This is a genomic window from Collinsella sp. AF08-23, assembly GCF_003479805.1.
Lineage (GTDB): Bacteria > Actinomycetota > Coriobacteriia > Coriobacteriales > Coriobacteriaceae > Collinsella.
The window spans coordinates 80,715-100,926 of the sequence record NZ_QUHV01000005.1 but is presented as its reverse complement, the minus strand read 5'-3'; the positions used below and the strand labels follow the sequence as shown (position 1 = coordinate 100,926).

17 protein-coding genes are annotated in these 20,212 nt (G+C 62.5%); 15 read left to right on the top strand and 2 right to left on the bottom strand.

Features of this window, described 5'->3' with window-relative positions; genetic code table 11:
* The first annotated feature begins 24 nt into the window (after window positions 1-24).
* The 11 genes from rpmE to DWV48_RS04150 all read left to right on the top strand — a co-directional run bounded on the left by rpmE (window position 25) and on the right by DWV48_RS04150 (window position 13,108).
* A complete protein-coding gene (gene rpmE / locus DWV48_RS04200; RefSeq protein WP_118653590.1) occupies window positions 25-465 on the top strand; it encodes a 50S ribosomal protein L31 in 441 nt (146 codons plus the stop codon).
* Window positions 466-802: 337 nt separating this feature from the next.
* Window positions 803-3,778: a preprotein translocase subunit SecA gene (gene secA, locus DWV48_RS04195; RefSeq protein ID WP_118653589.1), complete on the top strand. Its 2,976-nt coding sequence runs from the start codon at window positions 803-805 to the stop codon at window positions 3,776-3,778.
* Window positions 3,778-4,908 (top strand): peptide chain release factor 2, encoded by a 1,131-nt coding sequence (prfB, locus tag DWV48_RS04190; RefSeq protein WP_118653588.1) that lies wholly within the window; start codon window positions 3,778-3,780, stop codon window positions 4,906-4,908. The genes secA and prfB overlap by 1 nt, the downstream gene beginning before the upstream one ends.
* Before the next feature lie 7 nt (window positions 4,909-4,915).
* The gene (locus DWV48_RS04185) at window positions 4,916-5,803 is read left to right on the top strand and encodes a YitT family protein (protein ID WP_118653587.1); all 888 of its coding nucleotides are present in this window, start codon (window positions 4,916-4,918) and stop codon (window positions 5,801-5,803) included.
* Between the two features lie 109 nt (window positions 5,804-5,912).
* Window positions 5,913-7,076 carry a cell division ATP-binding protein FtsE gene (ftsE, locus tag DWV48_RS04180; protein ID WP_118653586.1) on the top strand — a complete coding sequence of 388 codons (1,164 nt, stop codon included), beginning with the start codon at window positions 5,913-5,915 and terminating at the stop codon, window positions 7,074-7,076.
* Window positions 7,063-8,010, top strand: a complete 948-nt coding sequence (gene ftsX / locus DWV48_RS04175) for a permease-like cell division protein FtsX (protein ID WP_118653585.1) — start codon at window positions 7,063-7,065, stop codon at window positions 8,008-8,010. The genes ftsE and ftsX overlap by 14 nt, the downstream gene beginning before the upstream one ends.
* 337 nt (window positions 8,011-8,347) lie before the next feature.
* Complete coding sequence (locus DWV48_RS04170) at window positions 8,348-10,546, top strand: ribonuclease R family protein (protein ID WP_118653584.1); 2,199 nt, start codon at window positions 8,348-8,350, stop codon at window positions 10,544-10,546.
* A gap of 119 nt (window positions 10,547-10,665) precedes the next feature.
* The gene (locus tag DWV48_RS04165) at window positions 10,666-11,523 is read left to right on the top strand and encodes a lipopolysaccharide assembly protein LapB (protein WP_118653583.1); all 858 of its coding nucleotides are present in this window, start codon (window positions 10,666-10,668) and stop codon (window positions 11,521-11,523) included.
* 2 nt (window positions 11,524-11,525) lie between these two features.
* Window positions 11,526-12,014, top strand: a complete 489-nt coding sequence (gene smpB, locus DWV48_RS04160) for an SsrA-binding protein SmpB (protein WP_118653582.1) — start codon at window positions 11,526-11,528, stop codon at window positions 12,012-12,014.
* A gap of 219 nt (window positions 12,015-12,233) precedes the next feature.
* A complete protein-coding gene (locus DWV48_RS04155) occupies window positions 12,234-12,743 on the top strand; it encodes a flavin reductase family protein (RefSeq protein ID WP_199588894.1) in 510 nt (169 codons plus the stop codon).
* A 227-nt stretch (window positions 12,744-12,970) separates the two neighbouring features.
* The gene (locus tag DWV48_RS04150; RefSeq protein ID WP_118653581.1) at window positions 12,971-13,108 is read left to right on the top strand and encodes a rubredoxin-like domain-containing protein; all 138 of its coding nucleotides are present in this window, start codon (window positions 12,971-12,973) and stop codon (window positions 13,106-13,108) included.
* Between the two features lie 108 nt (window positions 13,109-13,216).
* Here DWV48_RS04150 and DWV48_RS04145 read toward each other — a convergent pair whose 3' ends face one another.
* Window positions 13,217-13,939, bottom strand: coding sequence for a M48 family metallopeptidase (locus DWV48_RS04145; RefSeq protein WP_118653580.1), 723 nt, complete (start codon window positions 13,937-13,939; stop codon window positions 13,217-13,219).
* A gap of 272 nt (window positions 13,940-14,211) precedes the next feature.
* On the opposite strand from DWV48_RS04145, the gene DWV48_RS04140 reads away from it, so the two are divergent.
* The 3 genes from DWV48_RS04140 (at window position 14,212) to DWV48_RS04130 (ending at window position 16,912) form a co-directional block, all read left to right on the top strand.
* On the top strand, window positions 14,212-15,495 hold the full coding sequence (locus DWV48_RS04140) for a uracil-xanthine permease family protein (RefSeq protein WP_118653579.1): 1,284 nt from the start codon (window positions 14,212-14,214) through the stop codon (window positions 15,493-15,495).
* Window positions 15,496-15,609: 114 nt separating this feature from the next.
* Window positions 15,610-16,380 carry an AAA family ATPase gene (locus DWV48_RS04135; RefSeq protein WP_118653578.1) on the top strand — a complete coding sequence of 257 codons (771 nt, stop codon included), beginning with the start codon at window positions 15,610-15,612 and terminating at the stop codon, window positions 16,378-16,380.
* Between the two features lie 103 nt (window positions 16,381-16,483).
* Window positions 16,484-16,912, top strand: coding sequence for a peptidylprolyl isomerase (locus DWV48_RS04130; protein WP_039910319.1), 429 nt, complete (start codon window positions 16,484-16,486; stop codon window positions 16,910-16,912).
* Window positions 16,913-17,029: 117 nt separating this feature from the next.
* Here DWV48_RS04130 and DWV48_RS04125 read toward each other — a convergent pair whose 3' ends face one another.
* On the bottom strand, window positions 17,030-18,445 hold the full coding sequence (locus DWV48_RS04125; protein ID WP_118653577.1) for a hypothetical protein: 1,416 nt from the start codon (window positions 18,443-18,445) through the stop codon (window positions 17,030-17,032).
* 282 nt (window positions 18,446-18,727) lie between these two features.
* Here DWV48_RS04125 and DWV48_RS04120 point away from each other — a divergent pair, with 282 nt between their 5' ends.
* Entirely contained in the window at window positions 18,728-19,528 is an 801-nt protein-coding gene (locus tag DWV48_RS04120; RefSeq protein ID WP_118653576.1) for an SDR family NAD(P)-dependent oxidoreductase, read from the top strand.
* Window positions 19,529-20,212: the final 684 nt, after the last annotated feature.

Sequence of the window (20,212 nt, the reverse complement as noted above, 5' to 3'; positions counted from 1 at the left end):
CGTGACCAGAAGAGGAGCCCTGCCATGAAGTCTGGCATCCATCCCGAGTATGTGGAGTGCACGGTGCGCTGCAGCTGCGGCAACACCTTCAAGACCCATTCCACCAAGTCCGAGATCCAGGTCGAACTCTGCAACGAGTGCCATCCGTTCTACACCGGCCAGCAGAAGTTCGTCGACACCGGTGGACGCGTCCAGCGATTCGCCGACAAGTTCGGTGGCGCCGCTCAGGCCGCCCTCGAGCGCGAGGCCGCCAAGAAGGCCGCCAAGCAGGCCGCTGCCGAGGAGGCCGCTGCCAAGAAGGCCGCCGAGCGCGAGGCCAAGGCCGCCGAGAAGGCCAAGCGTGCCGCTGAGTACGAGAAGAAGGCCGCCGCTGAGGCCGCCAAGAAGGCCGCTGAGGCTCCTGCCGAGGAGGCTGCCGCTGAGGCCGAGGTCGCTGCCGAGGAGACCGCTGAGGTCGCCGAGTAGCCTTCGCCTTTAGACGTACGCGTGAAACCCCGCGCCCATCTGGGTGCGGGGTTTTCATTTTGCGATCATCTTTTTCCCCGCCTTTCGGCGATATCCGTAACGTTTTCCGGTATTCGAATCGAGTGAGCGCAAAACCAACGTCTGGACCATCGCAAACGTAGGTTTTGCGCTCACTCGGCCCGCCGCCGTGTACAGGGTCGTTTTGTGTGCACATACATCCTGCGCATAGCTTGTGCGCCATTTGGCTAAAGTTTCCTTAACTGTGTCTATGCGTCAACGCGAGTATCGCGCGCGAATGTGCGCTGCCCGCTCTGGCGCATCGTGAAGAGGAAACCACATGGGATTCGTTTCTAAGCTGCTGTCCTTCGGCTCCGACAAGGACCTCAAGCGCTATTGGAAGACCGTCGACGCCATCAACGCGCTCGAGCCCGCGTATGAGGGCATGGGCGACGAGGAACTCCGTGACCAAACGCGTGTGTTCCGCGACCGCCTGGCCGCCGGGGAGACGCTCGACGCCTTGCTGCCCGAGGCGTTTGCCGTCGTGCGCGAGGCGTCCAAGCGCACCATCGGTCTTCGCCACTTCGATGTGCAGCTCATCGGCGGCATGGCTCTGCACGAGGGGCAGATCGCCGAGATGAAGACGGGCGAGGGCAAGACGCTCGTGTCCACGCTCGCCGGCTACCTGAACGCGCTTTCCGGCAAAGGCGTGCATGTCGTCACGGTCAACGATTACCTTGCCAAGCGCGACTCCGAGTGGATGGGCTCCATCTACCGCTTCCTCGGACTCAAGGTGGGTCTGCTTCAAAACGGCATGCCGCTATCCGACAAGCGCGACGCCTATCAGTGCGATGTCATCTACGGTACCAATTCCGAATTTGGTTTTGACTACCTGCGCGACAACATGGTTTTGCGCGCCGGCCAGCGCGTCCAGCGCGATCACGCCTTCGCCATCGTCGACGAGGTCGACTCCATTCTCATCGACGAGGCGCGCACCCCGCTCATCATCTCGGGCGCGGGCACCAAGAGCGCCAGCACCTACAAGGATTTCGCCCGTGCCGTGCGCGGCCTCACGCAGGGTGAGGAGGCCCAGTTCGACATGCTCGCTGCCGGTGAGCCCGTGGAGGCGACCGGAGACTTCGTCATGGACGAGGCCAAGCACACCATCGCCGCCACTGAGCAGGGCTTGAAGAAGATCGAGCAGCGCCTCGGCATCGACGACATCTACAGCGACCTCTCCGGCGCCCTCGTCAACCACCTGCAGCAGGCGCTCAAGGCGCAGTACATGTTCCATCGCGATAAGCAGTACGTCGTCACCAACGGCGAGGTCAAGATCGTCGACGAGTTCACGGGTCGCATCATGGAGGGTCGCCGCTACTCCGAGGGTCTGCACCAGGCGATCGAGGCGAAAGAAGGCGTGCTCGTGCGCGAGGAGAACCAGACGCTCGCCACCATCACACTGCAGAATTATTTCCGCCTGTACGACAAGCTCTCCGGCATGACCGGTACCGCCATCACCGAGGACGCCGAGTTCCGCGAGATCTACAACCTGCCGGTCCAGGTGATCCCCACCAACCGACCCGTCGCCCGCGTCGACCACGATGACCTGGTGTACCGCACCATCGACGCCAAGTTCAACGCCGTCGCCAGCGAGATCGAGGTGCGCCACGCGAACGGCCAGCCCGTGCTGGTGGGCACCGTCTCCATCGAAAGCTCCGAGCGCCTCTCCCGCCTGCTCAACAAGCGCGGCATCAAGCACGAGGTCCTGAACGCCAAGTTCCACGAGCGCGAGGCACAGATCGTGGCCCAGGCGGGACGCTTGGGCGCCGTCACCATCGCCACCAACATGGCCGGCCGCGGAACGGACATCCTACTCGGCGGCAACGCCGAGGAGATGGCGCGCGACGAGCTCATGCGCTACGACTTCGGCATCGACGCCGAGGTGCTCGATCGCATCCTCCACGAGGCCAACTGGCGCCTGCTCGCCAAGGACGAGAAGGAACTCGAGCCGGTGGAGCGCACCGTCTTCAACCAGGTACTCGAAGGCATTCGTGCACTTGGCATCGATATCGACACCGCAACCTTCGCCGAGATCGCCCGTGTCTACGAGGACCTGGTGCGCAAGACGAAGGCCGTGTGCAGCGCCGAGCACGACCAGGTGGTCGCCGCCGGTGGCCTCACGGTGATCGGCACCGAGCGCCACGAATCCCGCCGTATCGATAACCAGCTTCGCGGCCGCGCCGGCCGTCAGGGCGATCCCGGCGAGACCCAGTTCTATCTCTCGCTCGAGGACGACCTCATGCGCATGTTCGGCGGCGAGCGCATGGACAAGATCTCCAACCTCATGATCGCGTCCGACATGGGCGACGATATGCCCATTCAGCACAAGATGATCTCCAAGGCCGTGGAAGGCGCCCAGCGCAAAGTCGAGAACATCAACTTCTCCATGCGCAAGAACGTCCTCGAGTACGATGACGTTATGAACAAGCAGCGTCAGGTCATCTACGCCGAGCGCAACAAGATTTTGGACGGCAAGGATCTCTCTAACCACATCGACGAGGTCATTGACGACACCATCAAGCGCTGCGTGACCGAGTTCTGCCCGGTTGACTCGCATGAGGGCGAGCGTGATCTCGAAGGTCTGCATAAGTGGGTCGTGGAGCTCACCGGACGCCCGGATGCCCCTCAGTTTGCGGACGCCCCCTATGGGGAGCTCTGCGATGCGGTGCTCGCGTTTGTGGAGAAGGCCTACGACGCCAAGGCCGAGCGCCTGGGCGAGGGCCTCATGCAGGAACTCAACTGCCAGGTCATGCTGCGTGTCATCGACACCCGCTGGATGGGCTACCTCCAGGAGATGGACTATCTCAAGCAGGGCATCGGCTTGCGTGGGTTCGGTCAGCGCGATCCGCTCGTCGAATACAAGACCGAGGCGTTCCGTGCGTTCCAGACGCTCGTCAACACCATGTACGAGGACTATCTGCGCACGGTGATGCATGCCGAGTTCAAGAACCCCGATGCCGCCCGCGCGCGGATCGAGGGGGAGCGCAACCCCGCCCTCGCCGGCGCCCGCATGAGCGGTCCGGCCGAGGTCGATGGCGACACCGGCTCATCCACCATCCAGCGCCAGGCCGCGCAGCAGGCGGTGACCGCCGGTGCTGGGCGGGCACCCCAGGGGACCTTGGGTAACGCCGGTTCCACCGTGCGCACGTACCGCAAAGACCAAAGCGGCGACCCGTACTCAAACGTGGGTCGCAATGATCCGTGTCCGTGCGGCAGCGGCAAGAAGTTCAAGAACTGCCACGGTAGGAATCGCTAATGGCGGCGGATGCAAGCGCTGAGTCGATTCTGGCAGAGCTGGATGCCCTCGCCGCGCGTTTGACAGAGGTCGAGGCGTATCTGCATATCGACGAGGCCAGGGGTCGTGTGACCGAGCTCGAGCAGGCCAGCTCTGCGCCGGGATTTTGGGATGACGCCGACGCTGCTCGCGCGCATATGGCGGAGCTCTCCCAGGTGAAGGGCGACGTCGAGCTGGTTGACCGCGCGCACGAGCGTCTTTCCGACGCCCGCGCCGCACTCGAGCTGGCCGAGGAAATGGGGGAGGACGGAGCCGAGTTCGTGGCGGAGGCCGCGACGGCTGCCGAGGAGCTTACCCGCGCCATCGATGAGATGGAGCTTTCCAGCTGGTTCACGGGAGAGTTCGACCACGGCAGCGCCATCTTGTCCATCAAGCCCGGCCAGGGCGGCCTAGAGGCCCAAGACTGGACCTTCATGCTGTTCAAGATGTACATGAAGTACTGTGCCCGTCGTGGCTGGAAGGTCACGGTGAACGATTGCCCCGCAGCGGAGGTCATCGGCATCGACCGCGCCACCATCACGGTTGAGGGCAAGGACGCGTTCGGCATGCTCCGTGCCGAGGCGGGCGTGCACCGCCTGGTGCGCATCAGCCCCACGGATGCCAAGAAGCGCCGCCAGACCACCTTCGCCGGCGTCGAGGTCATCCCCGTTCTGCCCGATGACATCGAGATCGAGGTTGCGCCCGACGACATTCGCGTGGACGTCTACCATGCGAGTGGCCCTGGTGGACAGGGCGTCAATACCACCGACTCCGCCGTTCGCGTCACGCACATGCCCACGGGTATCGTGGTCACCTGCCAAAACGAGCGTAGCCAGATCCAGAACAAGGCGGCGTGTATGCAGATCCTGAAGGCACGCCTGTACGAGCTGGAGCTCGAGAAGCGCGGTGAGATGCTAGACGAGATTCGCGGACCCAAGACCGACATCGGCTTTGGCAACCAGATTCGCAGTTATGTCCTGTACCCCTATCAGATGGTGAAGGACCTGCGCAGCGGCGTGGAGACAAGCAACGTGGACGGTGTGCTCGAGGACGGAGATCTCGATCCGTTCATCATCGGCTACCACCGCTGGGCTACCGAGCAGGCGGAGTAAGGGTCATATGGCACGGCGCATCGACATCAACCGCATCATCCAGTCGCAGTTCGTGAGCGACCTGCCGCTTATCATCGCGGGTTGCGCGATCGCCGCGTTCGCGACGGATGCCTTCATGATTCCCAACGGCCTTGCCGCCGGTGGCCTGACGGGTCTCGCCACCATCATCGCCGAGCTCGGGCGACGCGCGGGGATTAGTCTGCCCGTTGGCTTGCAGACCATTATCATGAACGCGTTGCTGCTGCTCGTGGTCGTGCGGTCGGGCGGGCTCAAGTACGTGGTGCAGACGGTCACGGGCTTTGTGCTCTTCGGTTTCTTCACCGATCTGTTCGCCCCGTTCGTGCTCCAAGTGAGCCATAGCGACCTCATGCTTTCGGCGTTGTGGGGCGGTATCATCTCGGGTATCGGTTACGGGCTTGTGTTCCGCTGCGGAGCCAACACGGGCGGTTCGGATACCATTGGCCAGATCATCGCACGTAAGAGCTCGCTGCCGGTGGGTGCCACGGTCATGGCGATAGACGTCGCGGTGTGTGCCGCCTCCGCCCCGGTGTTTTCCCTCACCAACGCACTGTACGCCGCCCTTGCCATGGTCGTCATGGGATATGTCGTGGATGCGGTGGTCGATGGTGGCAACAGCCAGCGCGCCGCCTTCATCATCTCCGATGCCTACGAGGATATCGAGCACGATATCCTGCATGCCATGGACCGCGGCTGCACACGTCTCATGGCGCAGGGGTCTTGGACCAAGAAGGACCGGCCCGTGCTGTTCTTTGTGTTGAGCCGCCGCGAGGTCTCGATCATCAAGACGGTCGTCTACGAGCACGATGCCAACGCTATGCTTATCATCACCGATGTCAACGAGGCGATTGGATACGGGTTTAAATCCATTGGGTAGAACTGGTCCCCGATGCCCCGGCGCTTGCCGTGTTGCTTTGATGGTAGACCCGCCGTATTGCTAAAATAGGAGAGTCTGTAGTTCAAACGCACGACTCTAAGGAGCTCTAGTGGGTAACCACTTCCGTACCCCCGGAGACGAGCAGGCTGCACCTCAGGTGCCCCAGGTTGATCCTGTGAGCCCTTTGCACGCCGTTCCGTCACCGGATGTGCAGGACCGGTTGTTCGATCAACCCGTTCCGCAGAACACCCCCCAATCCATGTTCGATGCTCCGGCCACGCCCGATGCGCTCGAGTCTCAGGTGTTCGCCGCCGCCCAGCAGGGCGAGGCGGCTCCGTCTCCGCAGCCTGCAGCGAATCCGCTGTTCAACGTGCCCGCGCCCGATGCACCCGCCGCAACGCCTGTGAGCGTTCCGTCCCCCATGGATGCGCCAGCCCCCGCGGTCACGCCCGATCAGGCGGCCGAAGTCGCGTCCCTTGACGCGGCACTTGCGAACAATCCGGACTTCACCACGGTGTTCGCGCCCGTCGACGACTCCCGCGCCCGCCAGGCGCGCGAGGCCGGTGTCGAGCCCGTCATCCTCATGGAGCACGTCACCAAGATCTACCCGGCGCAGCCCAACAAGCCCGCGCTCGACGATGTGAACATCGAGATCTATCCGGGCGAGTTCGTCTTCTTGGTTGGCCACTCCGGTTCTGGCAAGACTACCCTGCTCAACACCATGCTGCGCAATGTTAAGCCGACCAGCGGCCGCGTGATGGTGGCGGGCCAGGATCTCATGAAGATCAAGAACCGTAAGATCCCGTTCCTGCGTCGCCAGATCGGCGCCGTGTTCCAGGATTACAAGCTGCTGCCCAACCGCACCGCCTACGAGAACGTGGCCTTTGCCCTGCAGTGCATTGGCAAGCCCAAAGCGGTCATCAAGGCCCAGGTCCCCGAGGTCCTGCGTCTTGTCGGCCTGGGTGATCAGATGGATTCTCTGCCAGACCAGCTTTCCGGCGGCGAGCAGCAGCGTGTCTCCGTTGCCCGCGCTATGGTCAACCGGCCGCCCCTGCTCATTTGTGACGAGCCAACGGGCAACCTCGACCCGGCGATCTCGCTCGGCATCATGAAGCTCCTTGAGCGCATCAACCGTACCGGCACGACCGTGATCGTGGCCACGCATGACCGCGCCATGGTCGATTCCATGCAGCGTCGCGTCATCGCCCTTGAGGGCGGTCGAGTGGTTCGCGACCAGGAGAGGGGAGGCTACGGCAACTATGGCGCCTTCTAATCTCGGATATTCCACCAAAGAGGCCTTCCGCCACTTCTTCCGCAATTGGACGACGTCGTTCGGCGCCGTCATCACTATCTTCCTGTCCCTGTTCATCATCGGCTTGTTCATCGTCGGCTCGGTGCTCGTCAACTCGGCCATCGGCAACGTCGAGGACCAGGTCACGATCCAGGCCTACATCTCCGATGACGCCTCCGATGAAGCCGTCGAGGCCTATCAGGACAAACTCGAGCGCATGGACAACGTCAAGAACGTCGAGTTCGTGAGCAAGGAGGACGCTCTCGAGGAGTACAGCTCCTCGATCTCGAGCAATGCCGACGCCACCCTCTCGGCGCTTGACGGCCAGAATCCGCTGCCGCGCTCCTTCCGCATCGAGATGGAGGATCCCTCTCAGGTCGAGGCCATGGCCGATGAGATCAAGGCCGACTCCGACTTCCGCGAGATCGTGGACGATGCCAACACCGACGTCGACGACAAAGACGCCGATGTCGCTGAGAACGTTCGTTACGGCCAGAAGGAGGTCTCCCGCCTGTTCCAGCTTACCAACTACATTCGCATCGCGGCTGTGGTGCTGGTTGCCTTGCTGACCTTTGTGGCGTTCATCTTCATCAACAACACGATTCGCCTGTCCATCACCGCGCGTCGCCGTGAGATTGCCATCATGCGACTCGTTGGCGCGTCCAACGGTTTCATTCGCGGGCCGTTTATCACCGAGGGTGTGCTCCAAGCTCTGCTTGGCGCGCTGTTCTCCATTGGCGTGCTTGAGCTGTTCCGCAACCTGGTGATTCCAAAGGTAGCTTCCGGCATCAGCTTCATGAGCTTCAATGTGCCCATGGAGATCTACTATGCCACGTACGGCGCGCTCGTCCTCCTCGGCGTGATCATCGGCCTGTTTGGTTCGGCGATCGCGATGAGGCGCTATCTCAAGGTGTAGAGCACGAACGTCGTTCGATCCCATCGGAGACCCCCTGGGTCATCCCGCGTAAACGTCCTCGGCCGGCGAGCTTTGCTCGGCGGCCTGCGGAATGTTTACTTAGGGATGACCCAGGGGGTCTCCTGCTCTCACGGCGCCGCGCGCGTGGTGGCGGGGGTTTGGTGTTGTGGGGTTGACGTTGGGTCTGACGGGGTCTTTGTTGTGGCGGCCTCGGGTTTTGCCGGGGACGGGGCTGGTGTGCAGTGACCTGAGGTTCGGTTGAGGGTTTGTCGGGCACCCTTGGGTTTGGGTACAAGAGAGCTGGTTTGAATCGGCTCTATTTGGACGAGAGGAATGCATGGGTAGAGGAAAGCGCGGGAAGAACGGACGGCACGGGCCTGCTCGGTCGCGGCGGTTGCCGGGGCTCACGGGGACGGTGCGCGTGTATGACTCGCGCGCCGAGGTCGAGACAGCGGAGGGTACGTACCGCTTGGGCTCGCGCTCGATGCGCGAGGCGATGCCTGGCGACCGTGTGTACGTAAGCTTGCATCGCGGTCGCGGCGGAGCTCGTCGCGCGGTTGTGGAGCACGTGATCGAGCGTGCGGCCGAGGCCGTTGTGGGCACCTTCGAGCTGGCTGGTCCTCTGGGCGCCGTACGTCCGCTCGACGCGCGCATCAAGCAGGATTTCTTCGTCCTTCCCTCTGATGACTCCCCTGCGCGTCTCAAGGTCACGCCAGGTGATATCGTCGCAGCGCACATCGTCGAATATCCTTCCCGTGCGGAGGCCGGTGTGGTCACCATCGAGCGCCGTATCGGCGATGCCAACGAGCCGAGCCTGGGCATCGAGTGCATCATGGCGCGGTATGGACTTACGGACGGGTACCCTCAGGAAGCGATCGATGAGGCCGCGGGGCTCTCGGTCGATGTCGATGCCGCTTTGGCCGATCCGCTGCGTCGCGATATCCGCGATAGGTTCGCCATCACGATCGACCCCGTCGATGCTCGTGATTTTGACGACGCGATCTCCGTTGCGCGCACCGTGCGTGGCGGGTGGATGCTCGGCGTGCACATCGCTGACGTGTCCCATTACGTTGACTGGGAAAGCTCGATTGACCTGGAGGCGCGTCGCCGCTCGACATCGGTGTACCTTGCCGACCGCGTGTTGCCCATGCTTCCCGAGCGCCTGTGCAACGATTTGTGCTCGCTGCGGCCCAATGAGGACCGGCTCGCCTTTACCGTCGATATCGAACTCGACGCGCGGGGCCGCGTTCGTGCGTATGAAGCGTATCCGAGCGTGATTCGCTCGCGCGTGCGCTTGGATTACGGTGCGGCAGACAACCTGCTTGCTGGAGATGTTCCCGCTGCGGCGTCTGCTGTAGACGACTCTGTGCCCGCGCCCGTTCATGGAGGACCGGGCTGTGGGGCCGGCGACGCGCTTGATTGCCCACGGACGCCTGAACCTGGCACGGCGGACGCTGCGACCGTTCGCCGTGCCCACGCCGCCCTCGACGCTGCTCGCGTCTCTGGCGTCGCCCTCGCCTCCTTCCTCAGAAACGCAGACGCGCTTGCCTGCGCTCGGCGTGAGGTTCGTCGTAAGCGCGGCTCGATCGACTTCGAGACGTCCGAGGTTCACGTGCTCTTGGATGACGAGGGCATTCCCATCGACATCGTCACGCGCGAACGTAGTGCCGCCACCAGCTTGGTTGAAGAGGCGATGTTGCTCGCCAACGAATGCGTCGCTGAGTTCCTCTCCGACCACAATCTGACTGCGGCGTACCGCGTGCATGAGGAGCCCTCGGCAGACACGCTAGCCTCTGCCGTCAAGACGCTCACCGAACTCGGTGCACTTGAGGGTGGTCTTGCAGCGGGCATCATGCTGGGGGAGCCGCGTGCCATCGCCAGCGCGGTCGTCGATGCCCATGGCTCGCCGATGGCACCGCTGGTGAACGCCCTGCTCCTGCGTGCTCAGCAGCGTGCTGTGTACCGGTCGGAGAACGGCGGGCACTATGCGCTCGGTGCCCGCGCGTACTGTCACTTCACGAGCCCCATCCGCCGTTACCCCGACCTTATGGTGCATCGCGTGCTCAAAGTGGCACTTGCCAAGCGGGAGCTGGGGAAAAAGGAGGCTGCGACCCGATCCCCCCGTCTCGTGGGCAAGGGTCCCCAGTCGCTCGTGCAGGTGTGTTCCACACTCTGCCGACAGGCGAGCGACAACGAGCGTGCTGCCGACGCGGCGGCGACGGCCTCGCAAAAAATCAAGGTCGCACAGTTCTTCGCGGGGCGCGTGGGGGAGCGCTTTGCTGGAACGGTTTCGTGGATTTCGGACATGGGCGCATTCGTGCGTTTGGATGACACGGGTGCCGAAGGCCTGATGCGCATGGCGGCGCTTGGTGCCGAGTGGTGGGAGTACGACGACATCCGCCTGCGTCTTGTGGGTGAATCGAGTGGCACGGTGATCGAGCTCGGGCAGCGTGCGATAATCGAGGTGGCTTCCGTCGACGTGTTGCGTGGGCACCTGGATTTCAAACTCATCCATATCGAGGGCCCCAATCGCTAGCCCGTGAGGGCTCCCGTATGCCGATGAGATGGGGCGTCCGGCACCGGGTCTTTCGTGTGTTTCGTACCTGTACGCTTCTGCGCTACACTGAAGCCTCGACTCTTTTCTAGGAGGACACCATGGATATGCCCATTGCGGCGCATGACATCGATTATGCCGAGGATCTGCTGGCGGAAGGCGAGCTCGATACGGCGCGCATGCTGCTCGAGGAACTTGCCGCCGAGGCTGGTGAGTATGCCGATACCGCTTGCATCGCCACCGAGGCACGCCAATGGTTCAGCTTTGCCAACCCGTTCGAGCGTCTTGCCTATCGTCGCGTGGAGCAGGATCCCCGCGAGCTCACGCAGGTAGACGCTCCGCTTGATCGTCTCTATGCGGCACTTGCCTATGTGTACGTGCAAAAACGCGACTATGAGCTTGCGCGCGATGCGCTCAAGCAGGCCGTGCGCTGGAATCCCATGAATTGCGCCCACCGCCTGAACCTCGCCGAGGTCTATCGTGCGCTCGGGGACACCAGGGAGTGGGCGGCGCTTTCGGCTTCAGTTCTCGAGCGTGCCACGACTCCGCAAGCGCTTGCGCGTGCCTTTGCGAATTTGGGCCATTTTTTCCTGTCTTGCGATAAGCTCCCCGCCGCGGAGGGTTGCCGTCGGGCGGCGATTCGCGCGTGCGCCGATGACGCCGCCGCCACGGCTCTCGCCTCGCACCTTGACCGTGAGCATCCCGAACTCGCCGAGCTCTCCGATGCCGATGCGAACGCTGCGGTCGAGGGGGAGGGCCTGGCAACCGGTGCCAATGCCGAGATCGCCGTGTGCCTGCTCATGTGCGCAACGGACGCGGCCGATGAGGGCGACCGCAATGAGGCCACGCGCCTCACCCTGCTCGCCCGCGATTTGGTCGGAGCTCCGGCGTGTGAGGCCCTCCTTCGCCTCATTCGCGAGTCTGACGCGGAGCTTTCCAACGAACAGGGAGGTGAGTAACTATGGCAGACGGATTTGCTCGTAAGCCGCGCAGGGAAAAGAAGCTTATCGCCAAGAACCGTTCGGCTCATCATGAGTACTTTATTGACGAGACCTTCGAGTGTGGGGTCGAGCTTGCCGGTACCGAGGTACGCAGCCTGCGTGAACGCGCCTGTCAGATCACGGACTCCTTCGCCCTTATCCGCAACGGCGAGTGCTGGCTTCATAACGTGCACATTCATCCGTATTCCAACGGATCGATTTTCAACCGTGATCCCGATCGCCGTCGCAAGCTGCTGCTTCACCGCAAGCAGATCGACTATCTCGACGGTAAACTGCGCACGCGCGGGGTGGCGCTCGTGCCCTTGGAGTTGTATTTCAACGAGGATGGCCGTGTCAAGCTTCTGCTTGGCCTTGGCCGAGGTAAGAAGCTGTACGACAAGCGCGAGGACATGGCCAAGCGCGACGTGCAGCGCGAGATCGATCGGGCTCTCAAGCAACGTAGCCGGTAATCGCCCATTTTCCTTCAGACGGGCACCCATGTGCGATCGGGTGCCCGTTTGCGTTTGAGGCTCTCGGCATTCGATGCCCATGCAATGGACGCTGCCTGCGCGGACGCGTTCGACGTCCCTCCCACCGACTCATACGGATGCGACCGTCCCCGCGCCTTTGTAATCCCTATACTGGTGATAAGCGCGTGGCACGCGAGACATTTGAGAAAGGGGAATGTCATGGCTATCGATTCCACGGCGATGTTCGCGATGAGCTATGGGTTGTATGTCGTGTCTGCAGAGGCGGACGGCACCAAGGCGGGATGCGTGGTCAATACGGCGGTGCAGGTGACCGCCGAGCCCATTCGCATGACCGTCGCGGTGCACAAGGACAACGTGACATCTGGGGTCATCGCAAAGGCGGGGGCGTTCACAGTTACCGCAATCGATCAAACGGCGGACATGCCCTACATCGGCAACTTCGGCTTTCGCTCCAGTGACACCTATGACAAATTCGAGAAATACGAGACGGCAATCTCGGAGGTGGGGAGCCCCTATTGTCCGGAGCACGCGTGCGCGGTATATGCATGCAAGCTGATCGACAGCGTCGACGTGGGGACACATTATCTGTTCGTCGGCGAGGTCGTGCAAGCCGAGCGGCTTTCCGATGAGCCTCCTCTCACGTATGCTTACTACCACAGCACGCTCAAAGGCAAGACGCCCCCCAAAGCGAGTTCGTATCAGGGGTAGCGTCCCCGCTGGCATGGCCGGCTTGAAGTCTAGCGGGACGGTTACTGCGCGCTGCCCGATGCGTCGCATCCTTAGAGAAACTGCTTGATAATAGGAAACCATTCCGATAACATATCGGAACGTTTGAGGGAGATCCGAGATCGTTCATGGGAAGCTTGGCGTGTCTCATGTTCGGTAAACTTGGGTATACTCAACCTACGTTCAATCGCCTGTGAAAGGAGCCAATCATGGCTGACAAGACTTACAAGTTCGTTTGCGTTGTTTGCGGTTTCGAGGTCGAGGTCGACACTCCCGAGCTGCCCGAGGATTATGTCTGCCCCGTCTGCGGCGTTGGCCCGGATCAGTTCGAGCTCGTCGAGGAGTAGCTTCGAGTTTCGAGGGGCGATTCGTTCGCTCGTAACAAGCAACTCAATTTGCAGCAGGGACGTCTCTTCGGAGGCGTCCTTTTCATTGTGGGAGATATGCCGGGGTAATTACAAATCAGCCATAGGCAGTTTTGCCTCGAGCTCGTCGTCGTGATCGCTCCGCTTCTCCGTGTCAGGCGAAACGGGGCCTTGCCTGAGACGCCGGGCGAGAGCCCGGTTGTCGGGGCAGAATTCGTCGAGTAATGCGTGGAAGCGTGCGTTGTGGCTGGGTTCCAGCAGGTGGACGAGTTCATGGGCGACCACGAACTCAAGGCATTCGGGCGGATAGGCGGCGAGGCGAGCGTTGATGCGAATGGCGCCTGTGGACGGGGTGCACGAGCCCCATCGGGTTTTCATCGTGCGGATGCTCCACCGCGAGGCGCGGACGCCCATCCTCCGCTCCAGTCGAGCAGCGATGCGGGGAAGGACGCGCCCCAGTTCTTCGCGGTAGAGGTTGTCGATGAAGTCTTGACTGCCGTGATCGAAGCCGAGGGGCGTGAGGTCTCCCCACAGCGGGTACGAGGTTCGTCCATCGCCATCGCTTTCCCCCTCGGTTGGGGAAATACGCGTGTTCCGCATCTGGGCGCGGCGGACGCGTTCGATTATCCAGCTTGCCTTGCAGTCCAGAAACGCCTGCGCGCGGGTGAAGGAGAGGCGCTGTGGAATGCTGAGTGCGACCGACCCGTCGCCGCGGACGCGCAGGTTGAGGTTCTTTACGTGTTTGCGAGTGACCTTGACGGGGATCTCGAGCCCATCGGCGTGCAGGGTGAGGACGAGGCGGGTGTCGCTCATGCGTTGCGGGCTCCTTTCGAGGTCGGCGGGCCTTTGGTTGGTGGCGCCTTGTCGCGCCGCTGGTGCACCGCGCATGGACGAGCGGCCTCGGCCGCGGGTTACGTGGCTGACGTGAACTGGGGTGCAGCGAGTCGCGGGGCGAGACGGATGGATCAGCTGCAGTCCGTATCACATCGCTGCGCAAACTCTTCTAGCTTGCGCGCGTCGTCGCACTTCTGTTGCGGGTTACACGGTACCATAGACTGAACTGTCGCCTACAGAAAGGACCGCCCATGAGCCACCGCGAACGCGAGGTCATCGGCGTCGACGACCGGGTCTCCCCGGCGCGCGCCATTCCGCTGGGAATCCAGCACATGATGAGCATGTTCGGCTCCACGGTGCTCGTACCCGTGCTGACCGGCCTCGATCCCAACGTCGCCATCATGTGCTCGGGCATCGGCACCATCTGCTACCTGCTCGTGACCGGCAACAAGATTCCCAGCTATCTGGGCAGCTCGTTCGCCTTCATCAGCCCCATCCTCGCGGTGGGCGCCACGCGCGGCCTCGACGCCGCCATGTCCGGTGTGATTGTGGCGGGCGCAGTGTTCCTCGTGGTGGCGGGCATCATCAAGCTCGTCGGCACGGGCTGGCTTGACCGCCTGCTGCCGCCCGTGCTCGTTGCCTCCGTCATGGTGGTCATCGGCGTGGGTCTGTCCGCCACCGCCGCCAACATGGCCTTTATGGGTACCGACGCCGCGGGTGCATCGGTGTTCAACCCGCAGGGCGCCCTGGTCGCCGCCGTCACGCTGCTCGCGGCGGTGATCTTTTCCGGGCGCGGCGGCATCGTCGGCACGGTGCCGGTGCTGCTCGCCATCATCGTGGGCTATGCGGTCGCCGTGGCGTTCGGCATGGTGGATTTCGCGCCCATCGCCCAGGCCGCATGGATCGGCCTGCCCAGCATCAGCTTCCCCAAGTTCGACATGGGCGCCATCGCGCTCATCGCGCCGGTCGCCGTGGTCACGGTCATCGAACATATCGGCCACCTGCTCGCCGTGGGCGAGATCGTCGACAAGGACTATCGCCCGCTGCTGCCGCGCTCACTCGCCGGCGACGGCCTGTCCACCATGATCTCGGGCTTCCTGGGAGGTCCTCCCACCACCACGTATGCCGAGAACATCGGCGTCATGAGCGTCACGCGCGTCTACTCCACCCAGATCTTCTGGTACGCGGGCGGATTCGCGCTCATCGTCGGCGGCCTGTGCCCCAAGCTCGCTGCGCTCATCAACTCCATCCCGAGCCCGGTCATGGGCGGCGTGTGCCTGCTGCTGTTCGGCCTCATTGCCTCCAACGGCCTGCGCATGCTCGTGTCCAATGGCGTGGATTTCGACGTGAACCGCAACCTCATGATCGCTTCGGTTGTCATCATCCTGGGCGTGGGCATGGAGACAGCGGGCATTGCCATCCCGTTGGGCGACTATACTCTGCCCGGCATGGCGACCTCCGCGCTCGTGGGCATCATCTTGAACCTGGTGCTCCCGCCGGAGAAGAACGCCGAGCCGAAAGGGTCTGACGAGTAACCAACGAACTGCCTCATGTGACGAAAGCCCTCTGTCACCTCATCGTGACGGAGGGCTTTGTCTTGGCGCGCGCGTACAATGACAGCATTTGGGGCACGGACGATAGGGGGCGTCATGCTCGATGGTGAGCTGTTCATATCTTCCGTTTCGATTCTGTGGGAGCTTGTCCACGGAGACGAGTACCTGCGCCGTATCTCCGCGCTCGCGTCGCTGGGCGAGCGTTCGCTCGCCTTCGACTCGAACGTCACGTTTTTCGTTGGCGAGAACGGGTCGGGTAAGTCGACCCTGCTCGAGGCCATGGCGGTCGCGTATGGCCTCAACGCCGAGGGAGGCACGTCCAACTACACGTTTGCCACGAGGGATTCCCATTCCGTCCTCCACGAGGGCATTTACATGGAGCGGGGGCGTTTGGCGCCGCGCAGCAGCTTCTTTTTGCGGGCGGAGAGCTTCTATAACGTCGCGTCCGAGGCCGATCGGTGCAGCATGAGGCCGGGGCTTCCGGGTGCGATGTACACGAATCCCGTTACAGGCGCAAGGGTCCCGCTGCACGAGATGAGCCATGGGGAGGCGTTTCTCGGATTCATCCAAGACGGCTCCCGGGACAATGGCCTGTATTTTCTCGATGAGCCCGAGGCGGCCCTTTCGCCTGCGCGGCAGCTGACCTTGCTGTACGAGATGGACCAGCTTGCACATCACGGCAGCCAGCTCATCGTGGCTACGCACTCGCCCATTCTCTTGGGGCTTCCGGGTGCGCGCATCATCTCATTTGACGATGGTGAGTTGCATGAGATCGGTTACGAGGAGACTGAGAGCTATCAGGTCACGGAGCTCTTTATCAATAATCGGGAGCGCATACTGCATGAGCTGCTCGAGCCTCGGGTATAGTGGTTCAACGTGCCGGCGGGGAGGCCTGAACTCGCCTTCGGCCATTTTGCAAGCCTTCCGCCTTCATCCGGGCGGGGATTACTACGATTGAAAGAGGATGCACATGTCCAACCAGGGTAAGACGGTCAAGGCCCACTACCGCGGCACGCTCGACGACGGCACCCAGTTCGATTCCAGCTACGATCGCGGCGAGCCCATCGAGTTCGTGGCCGGCGCCGGCCAGATGATCAAGGGCTTCGACGCCGCCGTGCTCGACATGGAGGTGGGCGAGAAGAAGACCGTCCACATCCCGGCCGCCGAGGCGTACGGTGAGCGCTCCGAGGACATGATCCTCTTCTTCCCGGCCGATCAGGTGCCGGATTTCGAGAAGATCGAGGTCGGCATGAAGCTCTTCCTGCAGGGTCCCGGCGGTATGCCCGTGCCCGTGACGGTCGTCGAGGTCTCGCCCGAGGGCGTCAAGCTCGACGCCAACCACGAGCTGGCAGGCTGCGATCTTAACTTCGACATCGAGCTCGTCGAGGTCGTGGAGTAGCGTCGCGTTCGCGCCGTCGCTAGGGCCGATGGCCCCTTGGCTCAAGTCGAAGCCCGACTCCTCATAGCGGGGGCCGGGCTTTTGCGTGATTGCCGCCGTCACGTCGGGGCAATGGGGCTATTGGGCGAGATACGTCCAAACCAGCATGAGCACCACGACGAGCACGATGCTGGCAATTGCAAGTACGAGCTTCAAGCGCGCCCCTCGCGTGCGCTCGCGGACGGTCTTTTCGGCGGCGGCGAGCTCCTCGACTTCGGCGACGCGGTCAATGCGCTCGGCACGATCTGCCTCGAGGGCATGGGCAAGAGATGCGGTCGCCTCGGGATGCGCGTGGATCTCATTGGCTTCATCAAGCGTCGATTGGGCGGCGTCCGCCTCCTTTTGCGCAACTTGGGCGGCGTGCTCTTCGGCTTTTGCCTCCTTTTCGCGTTCGGAAATCTCGCCACGCAGTTTTTTCTGACGCTTCTCGGCGTCATCTTTCGCCTCGCTGTACGCATCTCGCGCGCGGTCCGCCGCCGCTGCGACGGCGTTGAATGCCTCGCGTGCCGACGCCATGGGCTTCTCTGCCTCGGCGACGGCGGCGCGAGCCTCGTCAATTGCCGCTTGGGTTTCTTGTTCGATGCGCGGAACGTCATCCTTTGCCGTTCGCAGCGCGCACGCCGCGTCGGAGATCTCATCTTCGAGCTCGCGTTTGCGCACGGAGTACCCAGCGGGATTGGCGGAAGGGTTGCGCTGGATCTCGGCGTATTCGGCATTGAGCGTCGCCAGCAGCGACTCGGCGCTCTTGACCGCCTGCTGTGCGGTCGAGACGCCTTCGTCGTGCTCCTTGACCGTACGCTCGAGATTCTCCTGCGCATCATCGAGCCGACGCTGAAGGCGTTTGCCGGATTCGCGCGATGACCGCTCCTTGTCCTCCGCCGCATCGACGGCGGACTTGAGGCGACGCTCAACGGAGGCGTCCTCGTCTCGCATCTTCTCCAGGTTGTTTTTGAGTTCGGCGACTTCTGCGGCTATTGCGGCGCGACGCTCCTCGGCGGCCTCACGTGTCTGAACGGCGGCGTTCTTGCGAGCTGTTTCTTCTGCGACGATCTCGTCATAGCGCGACTCGATGTCGCGGCGGCGCGCGAGTTCGCGTTCGCGAGCGGCTATGGTGTTGTCCAGGCGCTCGAGCTCTCCGCGCGCCTCGCTGTGAGCGCGATGGGCTGCGCTCATCTCCTTCATGCTCGCCACGCCCTCTGCAAAGAACGCACCTACTGCCCGCGCGGCGTTGGTTTCTGTCCGGTCAGGCATGTTGGCCAAATCGGTTGAGCCGGCTGGCTCGGTGGTGCCGGTCGCGCCGGTCGAATCAGCCGAGATGGCCGAACCTGTCGAATTGGCCGAACGGGCCGAACCGGTCGGCTCAATGGCTCGGTTTTCGGGCTCGACTGCGACCCCATCTGCGTGTACTTCTTTGGCTGAGTCGCTGTTGGTTGCCGTCTCGTCGTTTTGGTTTGACGTCGCATCAACAGGCTGCATATCGTCACGTTCGCTCATGGTGCCCCTTTCGCATGCGGTCGATGCCCGCCGTTCGTATGGCTCTATCATACGGCGCGGTGCGGACGCATGGCTTTGGCTACCTTGATTCCAAGACGTTTTCGCATACTTGTCTTAGCGCTGCCTCTGGGAATGGGCGGTCTTGTTTATCCGTTTGGCGAATCGCGGAACGCCGCTTAACGAACAGCGTTGCCGACTTTGATTGCGTGAGGTGTAAGAGGGGTATGGTTGCGGTAGTTGTGTGCAGGTTTCTGCACAATAATTAATTGAGAGGAGAAAGACATGGGGCTTTTCACCGGTAAGACCGTAATCGTCACGGGTGGCGGCAAGGCCACGCTCCAGGATGGTTCCGCCGGATCCATCGGTTACGGCATCGATATCGCCTTTGCCAAGGAGGGCGCCAACCTCGTCATCACTGGCCGCAACGTGGCAAAGCTCGAGGCGGCCAAGGAGTCGCTCGAGGCCGAGTACGGCATCGAGGTCCTTCCGGTCCAGGCCGATGTCTCCGCCGGCCAGGACAATGAGGCTATCGTGCAGCATGTCGTCGACGAGGCGATCGCCAAGTTCGGCCGCATCGACGCGCTCGTGAACAACGCCCAAGCTTCTGCGTCCGGTGTTACTATTGCCGACCACACCATGGAGCAGTTTGACCTTGCCCTGTACTCCGGCCTGTACGCGACGTTCCTCTACATGCAGAAGTGCTATCCGCACCTCAAGGAGACCAAGGGCTCCGTGGTGAACTTCGCCTCCGGTGCAGGCCTGTTCGGCAATTACGGCCAGTGCTCATACGCCGCCGCCAAGGAGGGCATCCGCGGCTTGACGCGTGTTGCCGCGAACGAGTGGGGTAATGACGGCGTCAACGTGAACATCGTCTGCCCGCTCGCCTGGACCGCCCAGCTCGAGAATTTCCAGAACGCGTATCCCGAGGCCTTCGAGGCCAACGTCCACATGCCGCCGGCGGGCCACTACGGTGACGTCGAGACCGAGATCGGCCGCGTCGTCGTTCAGCTGTGCGGACCCGACTTCAAGTACATGAACGGCGAGACCCTCACGCTCGAGGGTGGTATGGGCCAGCGCCCGTAAGGTAAGGCTGCGCTGCAAGGCCACATCGGCGGTCCTGACGTTGATGTGGCAATCGCCCCCAGCGAACGACCTGGCGCCGAATCGTTACCGCCTTTGACGAGTGGGATCAAGGCGCGCTTCGGGCTGTAATCCATGCGTTCATGTTCCCATTGGCAAGGGGCGACTGGATTGGCGTGCGATTCGGTCGGACGGACCCGCATTCGGCCTCCCATTTCCCGGCAAGAGGCAAAAGCTGGGGGTGGGAGGCTTTTGCATGGCTTCGCGAGGCGAGGCGAGCCGCCTTTCCGCAAGGGTGAGCCGACTGCCCGTAAGTCTGAGCCGCCTTTCCATGGTCGAAACGGCACGCAAGCCGCCTTTCCCGTGGCAGAAACGGCACGCAAGTCGCCCGTTGCTCACAAACTTGAGCTTTTTCGTATTGAAAATTGGTTTCGTGAAGTAGAGGCGGCTTTGCATCTATAATCGCCGCAGGTCATGCGCTTGCCACTATTGTCGCTTCTTTCTATTTCTCGATATCGATACGAAAAACCTCAACTTGTCCTGTCTCTCGCCCGTTCCGTATGCTCGTGGCGCGTCTCGCGCGCTCGGAGTCGGCTGATTTGCCATCGGCTGGTGCATGCAATGCCGCCATCCCTGCGCTTGGAAGAACGAACGGGTCCATAGCGGGTAGAATCGAGCAACCGACTT